At 73.3% G+C, this 18,773-nt stretch carries 14 protein-coding genes and 1 pseudogene; 11 read left to right on the forward strand and 4 right to left on the reverse strand.

Annotated elements, in window-relative coordinates; genetic code table 11:
* Window positions 1-534 precede the first annotated feature (534 nt).
* The 3 genes from AB0927_RS01335 to AB0927_RS01345 form a co-directional block, all read right to left on the reverse strand.
* A complete protein-coding gene (locus tag AB0927_RS01335; RefSeq protein WP_366665383.1) occupies window positions 535-2,808 on the reverse strand; it encodes a heavy metal translocating P-type ATPase in 2,274 nt (757 codons plus the stop codon).
* Window positions 2,809-2,894: 86 nt separating this feature from the next.
* Window positions 2,895-3,134 (reverse strand): heavy-metal-associated domain-containing protein, encoded by a 240-nt coding sequence (locus AB0927_RS01340; RefSeq protein WP_366665384.1) that lies wholly within the window; start codon window positions 3,132-3,134, stop codon window positions 2,895-2,897.
* 73 nt (window positions 3,135-3,207) lie between these two features.
* Window positions 3,208-4,152, reverse strand: coding sequence for a PrsW family glutamic-type intramembrane protease (locus AB0927_RS01345; RefSeq protein ID WP_366665385.1), 945 nt, complete (start codon window positions 4,150-4,152; stop codon window positions 3,208-3,210).
* A 172-nt stretch (window positions 4,153-4,324) separates the two neighbouring features.
* Between AB0927_RS01345 and AB0927_RS01350 the strand changes: the two genes are divergently transcribed.
* Entirely contained in the window at window positions 4,325-5,368 is a 1,044-nt protein-coding gene (locus tag AB0927_RS01350) for a zinc-dependent alcohol dehydrogenase family protein (RefSeq protein WP_366665386.1), read from the forward strand.
* A 22-nt stretch (window positions 5,369-5,390) separates the two neighbouring features.
* Here the strand turns inward: AB0927_RS01350 and AB0927_RS01355 are convergent, their stop codons facing one another.
* Window positions 5,391-5,591, reverse strand: a complete 201-nt coding sequence (locus AB0927_RS01355; RefSeq protein ID WP_366665387.1) for a MerR family transcriptional regulator — start codon at window positions 5,589-5,591, stop codon at window positions 5,391-5,393.
* A gap of 293 nt (window positions 5,592-5,884) precedes the next feature.
* On the opposite strand from AB0927_RS01355, the gene iolC reads away from it, so the two are divergent.
* The 10 genes and pseudogenes from iolC (at window position 5,885) to AB0927_RS01405 (ending at window position 18,639) form a co-directional block, all read left to right on the forward strand.
* Window positions 5,885-6,835, forward strand: a complete 951-nt coding sequence (gene iolC, locus AB0927_RS01360) for a 5-dehydro-2-deoxygluconokinase (RefSeq protein ID WP_366665388.1) — start codon at window positions 5,885-5,887, stop codon at window positions 6,833-6,835.
* Window positions 6,832-7,749: a deoxyribose-phosphate aldolase gene (locus tag AB0927_RS01365; protein WP_366665389.1), complete on the forward strand. Its 918-nt coding sequence runs from the start codon at window positions 6,832-6,834 to the stop codon at window positions 7,747-7,749. Before iolC ends, AB0927_RS01365 begins: the two co-directional genes overlap by 4 nt.
* A gap of 7 nt (window positions 7,750-7,756) precedes the next feature.
* Window positions 7,757-8,581 (forward strand): 5-deoxy-glucuronate isomerase, encoded by an 825-nt coding sequence (gene iolB / locus AB0927_RS01370; protein ID WP_366665390.1) that lies wholly within the window; start codon window positions 7,757-7,759, stop codon window positions 8,579-8,581.
* Entirely contained in the window at window positions 8,578-10,446 is a 1,869-nt protein-coding gene (gene iolD / locus AB0927_RS01375; protein ID WP_366665391.1) for a 3D-(3,5/4)-trihydroxycyclohexane-1,2-dione acylhydrolase (decyclizing), read from the forward strand. The genes iolB and iolD overlap by 4 nt, the downstream gene beginning before the upstream one ends.
* 16 nt (window positions 10,447-10,462) lie before the next feature.
* Window positions 10,463-11,965, forward strand: a complete 1,503-nt coding sequence (gene mmsA / locus AB0927_RS01380) for a CoA-acylating methylmalonate-semialdehyde dehydrogenase (RefSeq protein WP_366665392.1) — start codon at window positions 10,463-10,465, stop codon at window positions 11,963-11,965.
* Window positions 11,966-12,357: 392 nt separating this feature from the next.
* Entirely contained in the window at window positions 12,358-13,758 is a 1,401-nt protein-coding gene (locus AB0927_RS01385) for an APC family permease (RefSeq protein ID WP_366665393.1), read from the forward strand.
* A gap of 167 nt (window positions 13,759-13,925) precedes the next feature.
* Window positions 13,926-16,577: an alpha/beta fold hydrolase gene (locus AB0927_RS01390; RefSeq protein WP_366665394.1), complete on the forward strand. Its 2,652-nt coding sequence runs from the start codon at window positions 13,926-13,928 to the stop codon at window positions 16,575-16,577.
* Window positions 16,574-17,425, forward strand: coding sequence for an ABC transporter permease (locus tag AB0927_RS01395; RefSeq protein ID WP_366665395.1), 852 nt, complete (start codon window positions 16,574-16,576; stop codon window positions 17,423-17,425). Before AB0927_RS01390 ends, AB0927_RS01395 begins: the two co-directional genes overlap by 4 nt.
* A gap of 182 nt (window positions 17,426-17,607) precedes the next feature.
* A pseudogene (locus AB0927_RS01400) lies at window positions 17,608-17,747 on the forward strand (chaplin family protein); the annotation flags it as partial.
* A 97-nt stretch (window positions 17,748-17,844) separates the two neighbouring features.
* The gene (locus AB0927_RS01405; protein WP_366665396.1) at window positions 17,845-18,639 is read left to right on the forward strand and encodes a chaplin family protein; all 795 of its coding nucleotides are present in this window, start codon (window positions 17,845-17,847) and stop codon (window positions 18,637-18,639) included.
* Window positions 18,640-18,773 lie beyond the last annotated feature (134 nt).

Genomic DNA, 18,773 nt, shown 5'->3' on the forward strand with positions numbered 1-18,773 from the left:
CACACCGGGCTCGGGTGTAGCCGGTACAGCCGAAGAAGAAGGCGCCCTGAGTCGCCGGTCCCCCCACGGGCCGACGACCAGGGCGCCTTCCCATGTCCCGGTGCGGATTCCCCCCACGGGATCCGGGCCGGGCGCTCGGAGAGGACAGCGCCTGAATCGCTGTCGATTGCGGTCTGCCGGGACAAGCACGCCGGGAGGGCCGCTCAAAGCTTCCCGGTGTACGTGCCCCGGCAACGCATCTCCGGGGAAGTCCCCCAAGACATCCCCAGACGTCGGAACAGCGCCCCCCAAGACGCCGATCCGACATCGCCAACTTAGACCTTCGAACCCCTTCGATGGTTACGTTCACAGCACTGTGATCTGCGTCTCTTGCATATGTCCCTTTGGTACGCAAGAGCCCCGATCTGTTGATCGGAGCCCGAACGTAAGGAAGATGCGCGAGCCTTGTGAAGAGCTTATGTGAGGCCCGCGCCCGTCTCTAGGGGGACCCCGGCTTCCGCTTCGCGCGACCTCGCGTGGAATCTCGCCGAACCCTCAGCGGAACCGGCGCAGTCGCAGGCTGTTGGTCACCACGAACACGGAGGAGAACGCCATCGCGGCACCCGCGATCATCGGGTTCAGCAGTCCCGCGGCGGCCAGCGGCAGCGCGGCCACGTTGTAGCCGAACGCCCACACCAGGTTGCCCTTGATCGTGCCCAGCGTCCGCCGGGACAGCCGGATGGCGTCCGCGGCCGTGCGCAGGTCGCCGCGGACCAGCGTCAGGTCGCCCGCCTCGATCGCCGCGTCCGTGCCGGTGCCCATCGCGAGGCCCAGGTCGGCGGTGGCGAGGGCGGCCGCGTCGTTGACCCCGTCGCCGACCATGGCCACCGCGCGGCCCTCGTCCTGCAGCCGTCGTACGACGTCCACCTTGTCCTCGGGCAGCACCTCGGCGTACACCTGCCCGGCGTCGATGCCGACGGCCTTCGCGACCGACTCGGCGACCGTCCGGTTGTCCCCGGTGAGCAGCACCGGCGTCAGCCCGAGGGCGCGCAGCTCGCGGATCGCCTCGGCGCTGGTCTCCTTGATCGCGTCGGCGACGGCGAGGACCCCGCGGGCCCGGCCGTCCCAGCCCGCCAGGACGGCCGTACGGCCCTCCCGCTCGGCCTCGGCGGCCGCCCGGGCCAGCTCCTCGGGAACGTCGTCGTACAGGCGCCCCACGGCCACCTCGCGGCCGTCCACGCGCCCGCGCACGCCCCGCCCGGGGACGTTCTCGAAACTCTCGGCCACCGGCAGCGTGCCGACGCGCTCCTCGGCGCCGGCCGCGATGGCGCGGGCGACGGGGTGCTCGGAGGCGTGCTCCAGGGCGCCCGCGAGGCGCAGCAGCTCCTTCTCGTCCTCGCCGTCGGCGGCGAGGACCGTCTGGAGGGTCATCCGGCCGGTGGTGACGGTGCCGGTCTTGTCCAGGACGACGGTGTCGACCCGGCGCGTGGACTCCAGCACCTCGGGGCCCTTGATCAGGATGCCGAGCTGGGCGCCGCGCCCGGTGCCGACCATCAGCGCGGTCGGCGTGGCGAGGCCCAGCGCGCAGGGGCAGGCGATGATCAGCACGGCGACGGCGGCGGTGAACGCGGAGACCGCGTCCCCGGTGACGCCGAGCCAGACGCCGAAGGTGGCGAGCGCGATCAGGATGACCACGGGCACGAACACCGCGGAGACGCGGTCGGCGAGCCGCTGCACCTCGGCCTTGCCGCTCTGCGCGTCCTCCACCAGCCGGGCCATCCGCGCGAGCTGGGTGTCGGCGCCGACCCGGGTGGCCTCGACGACGAGGCGCCCGCCCGCGTTGACCGTGGCGCCGGTGACCTTGTCGCCGGGGCCGACGTCCACCGGCACCGACTCGCCGGTCAGCATGGAGGCGTCGACCGCGGAGACGCCCTCGACGACGGTGCCGTCGGTGGCGACCTTCTCGCCGGGCCGTACGACGAACCGGTCGCCGACCGCCAGCGAGGACACGGGCACCCGCACCTCGCGCCCCTCCCGCAGCACGGCGACGTCCTTGGCGCCCAGCTCCAGCAGGGCCTTGAGGGCCGCGCCGGCGCGCCGCTTGGAGCGGGCCTCCAGGTAGCGGCCGAGCAGGATCAGCGCGACGACGCCGGAGGCGACCTCCAGGTAGATGGTGGAGGCGCCGTCCATGCGGGAGACGGTGAGGCGGAACTCGTCGTGCATGCCGGTCATCCCGGCGTGGCCGAAGAACAGCGCCCACAGCGACCAGCCGAACGCGGCCAGCGTGCCGACCGAGACCAGGGTGTCCATGGTGGCCGCGCCGTGCCGGGCGTTGGTCCAGGCGGCGCGGTGGAAGGGCGCGCCGCCCCAGACGACGACGGGCGCGGCGAGGGTGAGGGAGAGCCACTGCCAGTTGTCGAACTGGAGGGCCGGGATCATCGCGAGCAGCACCACGGGGAGGGCGAGCAGCGCGGAGACGAGCAGCCGGTGGCGCAGGGCGCCGAGTTGGGGGTCCTGCCCGGCGGAATCCGGGGCCGCGGCCTCGGGTTCGGGCCGCGGCGGGGCGGGTTCCTCGGCGGTGTACCCGGTCTTGACGACGGTGGCGATGAGGTCGGCGACCTCGACGCCCGCGCCGTAGCTGACCTTCGCCTTCTCGGTGGCGTAGTTGACGGTGGCGCTGACGCCGTCCATCCGGTTGAGCTTCTTCTCCACGCGCGCCGCACAGGAGGCGCAGGTCATCCCGCCGATGAGCAGTTCGACCTCGGAGGTCGTGCCGGGGGCCACGGCTGTCTCCGCGTTCACGGCTGTCTTCGCGATGGTGCTGGTCATGTCCGGACTCCAGACATCGGACCGGACCGCGCGGAGCCAGTATCAGCTGGTCGGCACGGCCGGTCGGGGCTGTGGAAGGGCGGTGCTCAGGCCTTGCCGGCCAGCTCGAAGCCGGCCTCGTCCACGGCGGCGCGGACGGCCTCGTCGTCCAGCGGGGCCGCGGAGACGACGGTCACCTCGCCGCTCGACGCGACGGCCTGCACCGAGGCGACGCCGGGGAGCTGGGAGATCTCGCCGGAGACGGCTCCCTCGCAGTGGCCGCAGCTCATGCCGGTCACCTGGTAGACGGTGGTGACGGAGGCCGGGGTGTCGGTCTGGGCGCTCATGTCGTTCTCCTCGTCGTGACACGTGGGGCCGGTGCTGTTCCCGATGGTTCCCCACTGTCTCCAGACTATACCCCTAGGGGGTATTTTTCCAAGGAGGATTCCGTCGGGCGAGTGACAGCGCCCAGGCGAGTCCGGCCAGCGCGACGAGCGTCGGGCCGAGCGCGGAGACCAGGGTGAGCAGATGCTGCTGCGCGGCGCTCGGCTGGGGCGGGTACCCCGGCGCGAACAGCCCGGTCCGCGCGCCCCGGCCCGTGAGCCGGACCACCAGCCACGGCGCGATCCCGCGGGCCGTGTCCGTCAGGGCGTGCAGCAGGGCGGCGCCCACGCAGGCGGCGACCACCGGCGGGGCGTACCGGAAGCGCCCGTCGGGACGGCGCAGCGCCAGCAGGACGCCGCCCGTGACCGCGGTCCAGGAGCCCTGCCCGAGGGGCGCGAGCAGCCCGCGCGCCAGCTCCGTCTCCAGCTGCCCCCAGGGGTCCGGGGCCCACAGGGCCGCGTCGAGCACGTGTCCGGCGCTTTCCATCGCCGCGAAGCCGACGCCGACGGCGGCGCCGAGCACCAGCCCGGCCCGCACGCCGCGGACGGCCGGCTGCCGGCGCAGCGCGAACACCAGCGCCCCCAGCTTGGCCGCCTCCTCGGCCAGGGCGACGGTCAGGAACCGGCCGGGGGAGGGGACGGGCGCGGACGACGCCGCGAGCGAGGCGCCGAGCACCCCGAGCGCGCCGCCCGCCAGGAAGCAGCCGAGGACCGCGCTGACGCCGAGGTCACGGCCGTGCCGCTCGTACGCCCACAGCACGAAGACCACCGGCACCAGGAAGGCGCCCAGCAGGACGGGCGTCGCGAGCGCCGCCGTGCTCCGGGCCGCGAGGGCCACCCCCGCGGTCGGCACCCACACCGCGAGCCCGCCGCTGAGGCAGCGCTGCCACAGGCCCGCGCCGATGCGGGGGTACGGCGGCGGGGGCTGCTGCGGGTGCGGGATGCGGGCCTTGGGCGTGCCGGGCGGCGGGGGGTGGCTCACGTGGGTCGTCCCCTCGGGCTGGGGCGGGGGCGGATCGCCGGACGGGGGTGGTGCGCGGGCGGGTGATTCCTCCGCACCTTAGGCAGATGTCCCGGTCCGGCGCCGTCCTCGTGCGCCGTACGCGTGATGGCCGCACGGCGGCGGCGCGCGACGGCGTGAAAGGGTGAGGCGCATGAGAGCGGTGCTGTTCGAGGAGTTCGGGAAGCCGGCCGAGGTGCGCGAGGTGCCCGACCCGGCGCCGGCGGAGCACGGGGTCGTGGTGCGCGTCGAGGCGACCGGGCTGTGCCGCAGCGACTGGCACGGCTGGATGGGCCACGACCCGGACATCGTGCTGCCGCACGTGCCCGGACACGAACTGGCCGGTGTGGTCGAGGCGGTGGGCGCCCGGGTGACCGGCTGGCGGCCCGGCGACCGGGTCACCGTGCCGTTCGTCTGCGCCTGCGGCACCTGTGCGGCCTGCGCGGCGGGCGACCAGCAGGTGTGCGAGCGGCAGACCCAGCCCGGCTTCAGCCACTGGGGCTCCTTCGCCGAGTACGTCGCCCTCGACCACGCCGACGTCAACCTGGTGGCGGTCCCGGAGGACATGGCGTACGCCACCGCCGCGGGACTCGGCTGCCGCTTCGCCACCGCCTTCCGTGCCGTGGTGCGGCAGGGGCGGGTCGCGGCCGGGCAGTGGGTCGCGGTGCACGGCTGCGGCGGGGTCGGCCTGTCCGCGGTGATGATCGCGGCGGCGGCCGGGGCGCGGGTGGTCGCCGTCGACATCTCGCCCGGGGCGCTGGAACTGGCGCGCCGGTTCGGGGCGGCGCACTGCCTGGACGCGCGTACGGTGCCCGACACGGCCGCGGCGGTCCGGGAACTGACCGGCGGCGGTGCCCACCTCTCCCTGGACGCCCTCGGCTCGCCCGTCACCTGCGCCGCGTCCGTCGGCTCCCTGCGCCGGCGCGGCCGGCACGTGCAGGTCGGGCTGCTGCCCTCGGCCGACGGCACGACCCCGGTGCCGATGGCCCGCACGATCGCGCTGGAACTGGAACTGATCGGCAGCCACGGCATGGCCGCCCACACCTACCCCGGCATGCTGGAGATGGTCCGCTCCGGCGCCCTGCGCCCGGACCGCCTGGTGACGTCCGCCATCCCGCTCGACGCGGCCCCGGCGGCCCTCGCGGGGATGGGCGAGGCGCCGGGGGCCGGGGTGACGGTCGTCGAGCCGTGGTCGTGACACCCGGCGGGCGGCGGGCTGCTCAGTCGGGGCGGCGGCCGCGGCTGCTCGGCCGGGCGGCCACCCAGGCGCGGACGGTGTCCGCGTACCAGTAGGGCTTGCCGCCCTCCACGTGGTCCGGCGCGGGCAGTAACCCGTGCTTGCGGTAGGACCGTACGGTGTCCGGCTGCACCTTGATGTGCGCCGCGATCTCCTTGTAGGACCAGAGCCTGCGGTCGGTCATGAACTGCACCTCCTGACGATCAACAAGCCTGCGCCTGGACAACGACGCACTGTCACCAGCGGTCAGCCCCTGTCGAGCGGGTGTGACGCAGCGCCCGCGTACGCGCGACATGTGTGACAGAAGACGGGTATTTGTGACACGGCTGCCGCAAAGCGTTCCACGGGGCCCGGGTGTGGCCGGCCGCCGGCCTGGGCATGACCTCCCATTCGTCGTCCGAATGTCCGGACAAAATATTGACAGCGTTCCCGGGGCAGGACTACAAAGCCGGGAAGACCCGTGACGAAGGGGAGTCGATGCCGTACGACCTGATCACCATGGGGCGGATCGGAGTGGATCTGTATCCGCTGCAGACCGGGGTCCCGCTCGCGCAGGTGACGTCCTTCGGCAAGTTCCTCGGCGGCTCGGCGACCAACGTCGCGGTGGCGGCGGCACGGCTCGGGCGCACCACGGCCGTGATCACCCGCACCGGTGACGACCCGTTCGGCGCCTACCTGCACGACGCGTTGCGCGCGTTCGACGTCGACGACCGCTGGGTCACCCCCGTACCCGGCCTCCCGACCCCCGTCACCTTCTGCGAGGTCTTCCCGCCGGACGACTTCCCGCTGTACTTCTACCGGCAGCCCAAGGCCCCCGACCTGGAGATCGAGGCGGGCGAGCTGAACCTCGACGCGGTCCGCGCGGCCCGGATCTTCTGGGTGACCGGCACCGGGCTCAGCGAGGAGCCGAGCCGTACCGCGACCCTCACCGCCCTCGCCCACCGGGAGCGGTCCGCCATCACCGTCTTCGACCTCGACTGGCGGCCGATGTTCTGGCGCGACCCCGACGCGGCCCGCCCCGTCTACGCCGAGGCCCTGCGCCACGCCACCGTCGCCGTCGGCAACCTGGACGAGGTGGAGATCGCCACCGGCACCCGCGAACCACACGCCGCCGCGAAGGCGCTGCTGGCCGCCGGAGTGAGGCTCGCCGTGGTGAAACAGGGACCCAAGGGGGTCCTCGCCGTCAGCGCGGGCGGCGAGGAGGCCGAGGTCTCCCCGCTCCCCGTCACCGTCCTCAACGGCCTCGGCGCCGGAGACGCGTTCGGCGGCTCCCTGTGCCACGGGCTGCTGGCCGGCTGGGACCTGGCGGCCACCATGCGGTACGCCAACGCGGCCGGGGCCATCGTCGCCTCCCGCCTGGAGTGCTCCTCCGCGATGCCCACCCCCGACGAGGTGGCCGCCGTGCTCGCCGCCGGAGCCGTGCGGTGAGCACGGGCCGCGCCGACGGCCGGCCCCGCGTCGACATCGCCGAGCTGGCCCGCGTCCGCGCGCGGCACCCCGAGGCGATCGCCGAGGCCGCCGCCCGCCGCCGGCGCCGCCCCCTGCTGAACGGCGACGGCCGGCTGCTGATCGTCGCCGCCGACCACCCCGCCCGCGGCGTCCTCGGCGTCGGCGACCGGCAACTCGCCATGGCCGACCGCGCCGACCTGCTCGGGCGCCTGTGTCTCGCGCTGTCCAGGCCCGGCGTCGACGGCGTCCTTGCCACCGCCGACATCCTGGACGACCTGCTGCTGCTCGGCGCCCTGGACCACAAGGTGGTCATGGGCTCGATGAACCGCGGCGGGCTGCGGGGCGCGAGCTTCGAGCTGGACGACCGGTTCACCGGCCACCGCCCCGAGGACATCGAGCGCCTCCGCTTCGACGCGGGCAAGCTGCTGCTGCGCCTCGACTACACCGACCCCGGCTCCCTGACCACCCTGGAGTCGGCCGCCCGCGCCGTCGACGCCATGGCCGCGCGCCGGCTCCCGGTCTTCGTGGAGCCGTTCATCAGCCGCCGCACCCCCGAGGGGGAACTCGTCAACGACCTCTCCGCCGAGGCCGTCGCCCGGTCCATCGCCATCGCCTCGGGCCTCGGCGGCAGTTCGGCCTACACCTGGCTGAAGGTGCCGGTGACCGCGGACCCGGACGACATGGCCCGCGTCATGGCGGCCTCGACGCTGCCCGCCGTCCTGCTCGGCGGCGACATAGGCGACTCGCCCGCCGACCGGCTCGCCGCCTACGAGAAGTGGCGCGGCGCGCTCCGACTCCCCACCGTGCGCGGCCTGATGGCCGGCCGCTCGCTGCTGTACCCGGCGGACGGCGACGTGGCCGCCGCCGTGGACACCGCCGCAGGACTGCTGTGAGGGCCGTATGACCGGTAACGACCTGTATCTGCCCAGGGGCACCACCGCCGGTGCCGAATACGCCGTCGACATCGATCCGGTGCGCGCCGGGTGGAGATACGGCAGTCTGCGTATCGTCGAGTTGTCCCCGGGTGGTAGCCATACGTTCATCACCGGGAACAGTGAGTGGATCGTGCTTCCGCTGGAAGGCGGATGTACCGTTCGAATCGAGGAAACCGAGTTCCAACTCCTGGGTCGGGACAGCGTGTTCGCGGGGGCCTCGGACTTCGCGTACGCACCCCGGGACGCCCGGGTCCAGATCGCCTCCGGCGCGGGAGGCCGCTTCGCCCTGGCAGGAGCGAAGTGCGAGCGACGACTCCCCGCCCGCTACGGCCCCGCGCCGGAGGTCCCCGTCGAGCAGCGCGGCAGCGGCAACTGCGCCCGCCAGGTGCGCAACTTCGCCGCCGCCGACGCGTTCGACTGCGACCGGCTGATCGCCGTCGAGGTCCTCACCCCCGGCGGCAACTGGTCCTCGTACCCGCCGCACAAGCACGACGAGCACCGGCCGGGCGAGGAGTGCGAGCTGGAGGAGATCTACTACTTCGAGATCGAGGGGCCCAACGGCCTCGGCTACCAGCGGGTGTTCCCCTCCCGCGCGGGCGGCGCCGACGTGCTCGCCGAGGTCCGCTCCGGCGACACCGTCCTCGTCCCCGACGGCTGGCACGGCCCGGCCATCGCCCAGCCGGGGCACGCCATGTACTACCTGAACGTCATGGCCGGGCCCGGCGAGACGCGGGAGTGGCGGATCAGCTTCCACCCCGACCACACCGAGACCACCGGGGGCTACCGATGACGATCCGGCTGACCGTCGCCCAGGCGCTGGTCCGCTTCCTCGCTGCCCAGCACACCGAACGCGACGGCGAAAGGCGGCGGTTGATCGGCGCCACCTGGGGCATCTTCGGCCACGGCAACGTCGCGGGCATCGGCCAGGCCCTGGTCGAGTACGCGCACGTGATGCCGTACCACCAGGGCCGCAACGAGCAGTCCATGGTGCACGCGGCCGTCGGCTACGCCCGCCAATCGGGCCGCCTCGCCACGCACGCGGTGACGACCTCGATCGGCCCCGGCGCCACCAACCTGGTCACCGGCGCCGCCCTCGCCACCGTCAACCACCTCCCCGTCCTGCTGCTCCCCGGCGACGTCTTCGCCACCCGCCCCGCCGACCCGGTGCTCCAGCAGCTTGAGGTGCCGCACGCGGGCGACGTCTCGGTCAACGACACGCTGCGCCCGGTGTCCCGCTACTTCGACCGGATCACCCGCCCCGAGCAACTGGTCCCGGGCGCGTTGCGGGCGATGCGGGTGCTCACCGACCCCGTGGAGACCGGCGCGGTCACCCTCGCCCTGCCGCAGGACGTGCAGGCGGAGGCGTACGACTGGCCCGAGGAGTTCTTCGCCGAGCGGGTGTGGACCGTACGGCGGCCGGGCGCGGACCCGGCGGAGCTGGCCCGCGCGGCGGCGGCGGTCCGGGCCGCGCGCCGCCCTCTTGTCGTCGCGGGCGGCGGCGTCCGCCACAGCCGCGCCGAGGCGGCCCTCGCCGCGTTCGCCGCGGCGACCGGCATCCCCGTCGCGTCCACCCAGGCGGGCAAGGGCGCCCTGCGGTACGACCATCCGCAGGACGTCGGCGGGATCGGCCACACCGGCACCGCGACCGCCGACGAACTGGCGCGCGCCGCGGACCTGGTGATCGGCGTCGGCACCCGGTTCACCGACTTCACCACCGCCTCCGGCACCCTCTTCCAGCACCCGGACGTCCGCTTCCTGCACCTCAACATCGCGCCCCACGACGCCCACAAACTGGCCGCGCTGCCCCTGGTCGCGGACGCCCGCCGCGGCCTGGAGGAGCTGACGGAGGCGCTGGCCGCCCACCGGACGGACGGCGCGTACGTCGACGCGTACACGGCGGGCAAGGAGCGCTGGGAGCGGCGCGTCGACGCCTGCTTCGCGGGGGAGCCGGCCGCCCGGCCGACCCAGCCGCAGGTCATCGGCGCCCTCGACGCCCTGGTGGACGAGTCGGACATCGTGATCAACGCGGCCGGCTCGCTCCCCGGCGATCTGCACAAGCTGTGGCGGGCGCGCTCCCGCGACCAGTACCACCTGGAGTACGGCTACTCCTGCATGGGCTACGAGATCCCGGCCGCGCTCGGCGTGAAGCTGGCGGCGCCCGAGCGGAACGTGTGGGCGCTGGTCGGGGACGGCACGTACCTGATGATGCCGACGGAGCTGGTGACCGCCGTACAGGAGGGCATCGCGATCAAGGTGCTGCTGGTGCAGAACCACGGGTACGCGTCGATCGGCGGTCTCTCCGAGTCGGTGGGCGGCGAGCGGTTCGGCACCGGGTACCGGTTCAGGGACGGAGAGGGGGCGTACACCGGCGCCCCGCTGCCCGTCGATCTCGCGGCCAACGCGGCCAGCCTGGGCATGCGGGTGCTGCGGGCGGGGACGCTGGCGGAGCTGCGCGCGGCGCTCGCCGAGGCGCGGGCCGCCGACACTCCCACATGTGTCTACGTCGAGACCGAAACGTCCGACACTGTGTCGGGCGCGCCCGGAGCGCAGGCCTGGTGGGATGTTCCTGTGGCCGCGACCGCGACCCGAACGCCCGCGGTCACGGCACGTGAGCGGTACGAACGGCACGTCTCGACCCGACGCCGCCATCTGTGAGAAGGAGTCTCTGGGCATGACGAAGATCGTCAACCACTGGATCGGCGGGAAGACCGTCGAAGGCGCGTCGGGCACGTACGGGCCGGTCACCGACCCGGCGACCGGCGCGGTGACCACGAAGGTCGCGTTCGCGTCGGTCGAGGAGGTGGACGCCGCGGTCGCCGCCGCGAAGGACGCCTTCGCGACCTGGGGCCAGTCCTCGCTCGCGCAGCGCACCACCATCCTCTTCAAGTTCCGGGCGCTGCTGGACGCGCACCGCGACGAGATCGCGGAGCTGATCACCGCCGAGCACGGCAAGGTGCACTCCGACGCGCTCGGCGAGGTCGCCCGCGGCCTGGAGATCGTGGACCTGGCCTGCGGCATCAACGTGCAGCTCAAGGGCGAGCTGTCCACGCAGGTCGCGAGCCGGGTGGACGTGGCCTCGATCCGCCAGCCGCTCGGTGTGGTCGCGGGCATCACGCCGTTCAACTTCCCGGCGATGGTCCCGATGTGGATGTTCCCGATCGCCATCGCGACCGGCAACACCTTCGTCCTCAAGCCGAGCGAGAAGGACCCGTCCGCCTCCGTCCGCATCGCCGAGCTGCTGGCCGAGGCCGGGCTCCCGGACGGCGTGTTCAACGTGGTGCACGGCGACAAGGTGGCCGTGGACCGGCTCCTGGAGCACCCGGACGTGCAGGCCGTCTCCTTCGTCGGCTCCACCCCGATCGCCCGCTACATCCACACCACCGCCTCCGCCCACGGCAAGCGGGTGCAGGCGCTGGGCGGCGCCAAGAACCACATGCTGGTGCTGCCGGACGCCGACCTGGACGCGGCGGCCGACGCGGCCGTCTCCGCGGCCTACGGCTCGGCCGGCGAGCGCTGCATGGCGATCTCGGCGGTCGTCGCGGTCGGCTCGATCGGCGACGCGCTGGTGGCGAAGATCCGGGAGCGCGCCGAGAAGATCAAGATCGGTCCGGGCAACGACCCGGCCTCCGAGATGGGCCCGCTGATCACCGCCGCGCACCGCGACAAGGTGGCCTCCTACGTCACCGGCGCGGCCGCCGAGGGCGCCGAGGTGGTCCTCGACGGCACCGGCTACACGGTCGAGGGCCACGAGGACGGCCACTGGATCGGCATCTCGCTGCTGGACAAGGTGCCCACGACCGCCAAGGCGTACCAGGACGAGATCTTCGGCCCGGTGCTGTGCGTGCTGCGCGTGGACACGTACGAGGAGGGCGTGGCGCTGATGAACGCCTCGCCGTTCGGCAACGGCACCGCGATCTTCACCCGGGACGGCGGCGCCGCCCGCCGCTTCCAGCTCGAGATCGAGGCCGGCATGGTCGGCGTCAACGTGCCGATCCCGGTGCCGGTGGGCTACCACTCCTTCGGCGGCTGGAAGGACTCGCTCTTCGGCGACCACCACATCTACGGCAACGACGGCACGCACTTCTACACCCGCGGCAAGGTGATCACCACCCGCTGGCCCGACCCGGCCGACGCCCCCGCCGGCGTGGACCTCGGGTTCCCGCGCAACCACTGAGCGTGACGCCGGGCAGGTGACCTGCCCCTGTCGGGCCGTCCGGATACCGGACGGCCCGACATTTTTTTGACACGTCCGCTGCGGTTCCCGTTCATGTGGAGGAAACGGGTGACGAAGGGGTTTCGCCGTGGATGACCTTCGAAAGCAAGGTCGGATCGTGCACAGGCTTGATGGATGCACCTATAGGGTGTTGTGACCTGCGAATCTGATCCGGAGTGAAGGCCGCCCTTAGTGCGGATTCCGAAGGCAAACACCCATTGACGTGGTGGTTTTCGTCGGGGTTCCCTATGGGCGCCGGGAGCGGACGAGACGAACGTACGACGACGATCCGCCGGAGGCGATAGCGCTCCCGAACCCCCACCCTCACGCACCAGTCGATCGGATTCCGCCGCATGACCGACACGCTCCGCCCTGTCGAGACGAGCCTGCCAGAGGCCCCGGACAGCCCCCAGAAGCTCAAGCGCTCCATCGGCGTGGTCGGCGGCACCCTGCTCACCCTCTCGTGCGTGACACCCGCCTCCACGCTCTTCGTCATCGTGCCCGACCTGTTCTCCAGCCTGGGCACGGCGACGGCGCTCTGTCTCGCCATCGGCGCGCTGCTCTGCATCCCGGTCGCCTTCTGCTACTCGGAGCTGGGCACCCTGATCCCCAGCGCGGGCGGCGAGTACGCCATGGTCTCCACCCTGGCCGGACGGCTGGCCGGCTGGCTGGCCTTCGTGATGTCGCTCCTGGTCGTCATGATCGTCCCCCCGGTCATCGCGATGGGCACCGCCGACTACCTCGCCCCGATCGTCCACCTCGACCCGGCCTGGACCGGCGCCGGCGTGATGATCGCGGCCACCCTCGCGGGCCTGCTCGACCTGCGCGCCAACGCCTGGATCACCGGCATCTTCCTGGTCCTTGAGGTCATCGCGGCCGGCGTCGTCGCCGTGCTGGGCTTCGCCCACGCCCATCGCGGGCCGGGCGCCCTCACCTCCTTCCAGATCGCCGGCGACCACGCCCACGTCAACCCGGTGACGGCCGGGATGGTCCTCTCGGGGCTCGCCATCGCGCTCTTCGCCACCCAGGGCTTCTCCACCGCCGTCTATCTCTCCGAGGAGCTGGAGAACCCGCGCCGCAACGTCGCCCGCACCGTCCTCGCGACCCTGGTCATCTCCAGCGTGGTCATCCTGGTGCCGGTCACCGCGATCACCCTGGGCGCCGGTGACCTCACGTCCCTGACCGGCGGCAACATCAGCGACATGGTCATCGCCTGGAGCAACTCGGCCGTCGGCACCTTCGTCAGCCTCTGCGTCGCCCTGGCGATCATCAACGCGGGCATCGTGATGGTCATCCAGAACTCCCGCGTCCTGTTCGCCTCCGCCCGCGACAAGGCCTGGCCCTCGCCGGTCAACAACGCCCTGTCCAAGCTCGGCCGCTTCGGCTCCCCCTGGGTCGCCACCCTGCTCGTGGGCGTCCCCGGCGCGTTCCTCTGCTTCGTCAACCTGGACACCCTCTACGGCGTGACCGGCGTCGCCGTCACCGCCCTCTACCTCCTGGTCGCCGTCGCCGCCCTGCTGGCCCGCCGCGGCGGCCACGGCACCCGCAGGGCCTGGCGGATGCCGCTGTGGCCCGCCATGCCGGTCCTGCTGATCGCCGTGCTGGTCTACATCCTGGTCGAGCAGGACGTCTCCTACCTGATCTGGACCGGCGGCATCACCGTCGTCGCCACGCTCTACTGGGCCTTCTACCTCCGCCCGCGCCAGGACACCCGCTGGCTGGTGTCCATCCCCGAGGACGCCCAGGAGGCCTGAGCCCCCGCCCCGCACAGCCCCCGGTACCCCCTCACCTCCGGTACCGGGGGCTGTGCCGTGCTACCACGGATGAAGTAGGGGGCCGCCGGCCGTAGTCCCCGGGGAGGGGCCCTGATCCAGCCCTGAGGGCCGAGGCGGATGTCAGTGGCGGCCCGTACCGTTGGGGCATGGATCTTCGTTCCGCCAGGCTGCGCGGGCTGCTCAGGGGACCGCGGCGGCTGATGGCCGCCGCGGCCGCCGTCGTGGTGCTCGCGGGCGCCGGGACCTGGACGGCCGCCGCCTCCGGCGGACCGCCGCCGGTGCACCGGGCCGACCGGATGATGGCCATGCCGGGCGGGGTGCGCCTGGACACCTCGTACTTCACCGCAGGCCCCGCCGGCCGCCGGCCCGCCGTGCTGCTGGCGCACGGCTTCGGCGGCAGCAAGGACGACATGCGGCAGCAGGCCGAGGACCTCGCCCGCGACGGGTACGCGGTCCTGACCTGGTCCGCGCGCGGCTTCGGCAGGTCCACCGGCAAGATCGGTCTGAACGACCCGGAGCACGAGGTCGCCGACGTCTCCCGGCTCGTCGACTGGCTCGCGCGGCAGCCCCAGGTGCGGCTCGACAAGCCCGGCGACCCCCGCGTGGGCGTGGCCGGCGGCTCCTACGGCGGCGCGGTCTCCCTGCTCGCCGCGGGCCACGACCACCGGGTGGACGCCATCGCCCCGGCCCTGACCTACTGGAACCTCGCGGACGCCCTGTTCCCGAACGGCGTGTACAAGAAGCTGTGGGCCGGGGTCTTCTTCGGCGAGGGCGGCGGCTGCGCCCGCTTCGAGCCCGAGCTGTGCCGGATGTACGAGCGGGTCGCCACCTCCGGCACCCCGGACGCGGCCGCCCGCGCCCTGCTCCAGGAGCGCTCGCCGTCCGCCGTCGGCTCCCGCGTCAAGGTGCCCACCCTGCTGGTGCAGGGCCAGACGGACTCGCTCTTCCCGCTCGGCCAGGCCGACGCCGCCGCGCGCGCCATCAAGGCGGCCGGCGCCCCGGTCGACGTCGACTGGATCGCGGGCGGACACGACGGCGGCGACCTGGAGACCGGCCGCGTCCAGCACCGGGTGCGCGCCTGGTTCGACCGGTACCTGAAGGGCGACAAGGGCACCGACACCGGCCCCGCCTTCCGGATCACCCGCACCGGAGGCGTCGACTCGACGGACGGCACCGCCCGACTGCGCGGGGCGAGCGCGGACGCCTACCCGGGCCTGCGCGCCGACCGGCACGACGTCGCCCTGACCGGCGGCACGCAGCACATCGCCAATCCGGCCGGCGCGAGCCCGCCCGCCGTCTCCGCGCTGCCCGGCCTCGGCGGCTCCGGCGGCCTCGGCCAGTTGTCCGCGCTCGGCCTCGGCACCGCCCTCGACTTCCCCGGCCAGTACGCCCGCTTCGACTCCGCCCCGCTGACCCGGACCCTCCAGATCACCGGCACCCCCACCGCCCGCGTCCACGTCACCTCCTCCAGCGGCGACGCCGTGCTGTTCGGCAAGGTCTACGATGTCGGCCCCGACGGCAAGCGGCAGGTGCTCCCCGCCCAGCTCGTCACCCCCTTCCGGGTGACCGGCGCCAGATCCGGCAAGGACGTCACCGTCACCCTGCCGGCCATCGACCACGAGGTGCAGAAGGGCCACCGGCTCCGCCTGGTCCTCGCCGCCACCGACCTCGGCTACGCGTCGCCTGCCGCCCCGGCCGAGTACACCGTCACCCTCAGGAGCGCGCTGAGCGTCCCGACGGCGCCCGCCGTGACCACCGCGGCGGCCCCGCTGCCCGCCTGGGTGTGGTGGCTGCCGCTCGCCGGCGCGGGGGCCGCCGCCGTCCTGCTGCTGACCGCCCGCCGTCGTACGACCGCCCCCGCGCCCGACCCCGCGCTGGCCGACGTCCCCCTGGTCATCGAGGGCCTCGGCAAGCGGTACGCCCGCTCCGCCGAGCGGTACGCGGTGCGCGAGCTGTCCTTCCGGGTCGAGCGGGGCCAGGTGCTCGGCCTGCTCGGGCCCAACGGCGCGGGCAAGACCACCACCCTGCGCATGCTGATGGGCCTGATCACCCCGGACGAGGGCGGGATCCGCGTCTTCGGGCACGCGATCCGCCCCGGCGCCCCGGTGCTGTCCCGGGTCGGCGCCTTCGTGGAGGGCGCGGGCTTCCTGCCGCACCTGTCCGGGCGGGAGAACCTGGAGCTGTACTGGCGGGCCACCGGCCGCCCGGCCGAGGACGCCCACCTGGCGGAGGCCCTGGAGATCGCCGGGCTCGGCGACGCGCTCGCCCGCGCCGTGCGCACGTACTCCCAGGGCATGCGCCAGCGCCTGGCCATCGCCCAGGCCATGCTCGGCCTGCCCGACCTGCTCATCCTGGACGAGCCCACCAACGGCCTCGACCCGCCCCAGATCCGCGAGATGCGCGAGGTGATGATCCGCTACGCGGCCGCCGGACGCACCGTGATCGTCTCCAGCCATCTCCTGTCCGAGGTCGAACAGTCCTGCACCCACCTGGTGGTGATGGACCGCGGCCGGCTCGTCCAGGCCGGACCCGTGCGGGACATCGTCGGCTCCGGCGACACCCTGCTCGTCGGCACCGCAGGCCCCGTGGAGGAGCCGGTCGTGGAGAAGGTGGCCGCCCTGACCGGCGTCGCCTCCGCCGTGCGCACCGACGACGGGCTGCTGGTCCGCCTGGAGGCGGGCGGCACCGCCGAGCGGCTCGTCGCGGAGCTGGTGCGGCTCTCGGTGCCGGTCGCCTCGGTCGGCCCGCACCGCCGCCTGGAGGACGCCTTCCTCACCCTGATCGGAGGTTCCGCATGAGCACCCTCACCGAGGTGGCCTCCGGTTACCGCACCCGGGGCACCCTGCCCCTGCGCGTGGAGCTGGTCCGCCAGCTCAAGCGGCGCCGCACCCTGGTCATGGGCGCGCTCCTCGCCGTACTGCCCTTCGTGCTGGTGATCGCCTTCGCCGTCGGCCATCCCTCGGGCCGCGCAGGCCAGGTCACCCTGATGGACACGGCCACCGCGTCCGGGGCCAACTTCGCCGCGGTGAACCTGTTCGTCTCGGCCGGATTCCTGCTGGTCGTGCCGGTCGCCCTGTTCTGCGGGGACACGGTGGCCTCGGAGGCCAACTGGTCCTCGCTGCGCTATCTGCTGGCCGCGCCCGTGCCCCGGGCCCGGCTGCTGTGGTCCAAGCTGGTCGTGGCGCTCGGGCTGAGCCTCGCCGCGATGGTGCTGCTGCCGGCCGTCGCCCTCGCCGTCGGCACCGTCGCCTACGGCGGGGGACCGCTCCAGATCCCGACCGGCGGCGCACTGGACACCGGCACGGCCGTCCAGCGGCTCGTGGTGGCCGTGGCCTACGTCTTCGTGTCCCAACTGGTCACCGCGGGACTTGCGTTCTGGCTGTCGACCAGGACGGACGCCCCGCTCGGCGCGGTCGGCGGCGCGGTCGGGCTGACCATCGTCGGCAATGTCCTGGACGCCGTCACCGCCCTCGGCCACTGGCGCGACTTCCTGCCCGCGCACTGGCAGTTCGCCTGGGCCGACGCCCTCCAGCCCCGTGCCGAGTGGTCCGGGATGATCCAGGGCGCCGCGCTCTCGGTCACCTGCGCGCTCGTGCTGTTCGCCCTGGCCTTCCGGGGATTCGCCCGCAAGGACATCGTGTCCTAGGTCGTTCGCGTTCCGGGGATCCCCACCGCCGAGCGGACAGTCCGTTCATCGTCCAAGCTGTCAATTCCTTGGGGGCGTCCGGGTGAATTAGCGGCCGCAGTGCGTTCTTCTTTTCCTCCGATTGTCTATCCCTCGTTGTGCAACCTGCCGGTCAACCTGACGGCCAGAAAAAGGGGCAGATCATGAGGAAGAGCGCCGCAGGCGTCGCCGGTGCCGTCCTGGCACTGGTGGGGCGGCACCCGCGTTCGCCGATTCCGGCGCCGAGGGCGTCGCCGCGAACTCTCCGGGCGTGCTCTCCCGCGACGTGATCCAGACCCCCGTGCGTTCCGGCCGGTCTCGGACCGACGATCCGTGGATCCTGTGCCCCGGGGCCGGCCTTCCCACATTCTTCGAGCAGTTCGAGCAGGAAGACTACGAGATTGCGACAGACCCTCAGCAAGGGCATGGTCGTGGCCGCAGCGGCCGCGACCGGCGTCCTGTCGTTGTACGGCACGGCCGCGCTCGCCGACTCCAACGCGCAGGCCACTGCCAAGGGCTCGCCGAGTGTGCTGACCGCCAACAGCACCCACGCCCCGGGGCGGGCCCTGGCGAACGGCTGCGGCAGCTCCGTGGACGCGGCCGCGGTGCCGAACCTCGCGTTCGGCACCTCCTGTGCCCGTGTCAGCGGTACCCCCACCGCCACCCCGACCCCGACCAGCCACAGCGAGGACTCGTACGGCGAGGACTCGTACGGCGACGACTCCTACGGTGACGACTCGTACGGCGACGACGAGCCCACGCCGTCCTCGTACGGCAAGCCGGAGCCGACTCGGTCCTCGTACGGCCACGACGAGCCCAAGCCGACTCCGTCCTCCTACGGGCACGAGGAGCCCAAGCCGTCCTCGTACGGCAAGCCGGAGCCGAAGCCCACGCACACGTCGTACGGCAGCGACGAGCCCACGTCGTCGTACGGCAGCGAGAAGCCCACCCCGACCTCGTACGGCAGCGACGAGCCGACCAAGCCGTCCTCCTACGGCAGCGACGAGCCCAAGCCGCCGTCCTACGGCAACGACGAGCCGACCCCGCCCGGTTCGTACGGCAACGACGAGCCGCCGAGCCTGCCGCACACCGGTGGCAACGCCAAGGCCATGATGGCGACGACGGCCGCCAGCGCCGCGCTGATCATGGCCGGTGCGGTGCTGTTCCGCCGGGGCCGGACGGCCGCCCGCCGGTGACACGCCGGGTGCCGGACCGCCGACGCCCGGCACCCGCCGCCCCAACCCCCGCACGCCTGTACGGGGGTTGGGGCGCATCCTCGTCGTTCGTCACTCCTTTGGCGGCACAACCCCACGAGCCGCGACGCGTTGAC

The sequence above is a fragment of the Streptomyces sp. NPDC048106 genome (assembly GCF_040706415.1).
Taxonomy (GTDB): domain Bacteria; phylum Actinomycetota; class Actinomycetes; order Streptomycetales; family Streptomycetaceae; genus Streptomyces.

Bases quoted from the DNA above. Each gene is read 5' to 3' on its own strand.
- AB0927_RS01335 (WP_366665383.1), bottom strand. From the start codon at position 2,808: ATGACCAGCACCATCGCGAAGACAGCCGTGAACGCGGAGACAGCCGTG.
- AB0927_RS01340 (WP_366665384.1), bottom strand. From the start codon at position 3,134: ATGAGCGCCCAGACCGACACCCCGGCCTCCGTCACCACCGTCTACCAG.
- AB0927_RS01350 (WP_366665386.1), top strand. From the start codon at position 4,325: ATGAGAGCGGTGCTGTTCGAGGAGTTCGGGAAGCCGGCCGAGGTGCGC.
- AB0927_RS01355 (WP_366665387.1), bottom strand. From the start codon at position 5,591: ATGACCGACCGCAGGCTCTGGTCCTACAAGGAGATCGCGGCGCACATC.
- iolC (WP_366665388.1), top strand. From the start codon at position 5,885: ATGCCGTACGACCTGATCACCATGGGGCGGATCGGAGTGGATCTGTAT.
- iolB (WP_366665390.1), top strand. From the start codon at position 7,757: ATGACCGGTAACGACCTGTATCTGCCCAGGGGCACCACCGCCGGTGCC.
- iolD (WP_366665391.1), top strand. From the start codon at position 8,578: ATGACGATCCGGCTGACCGTCGCCCAGGCGCTGGTCCGCTTCCTCGCT.
- mmsA (WP_366665392.1), top strand. From the start codon at position 10,463: ATGACGAAGATCGTCAACCACTGGATCGGCGGGAAGACCGTCGAAGGC.
- AB0927_RS01385 (WP_366665393.1), top strand. From the start codon at position 12,358: ATGACCGACACGCTCCGCCCTGTCGAGACGAGCCTGCCAGAGGCCCCG.
- AB0927_RS01390 (WP_366665394.1), top strand. From the start codon at position 13,926: ATGGATCTTCGTTCCGCCAGGCTGCGCGGGCTGCTCAGGGGACCGCGG.
- AB0927_RS01395 (WP_366665395.1), top strand. From the start codon at position 16,574: ATGAGCACCCTCACCGAGGTGGCCTCCGGTTACCGCACCCGGGGCACC.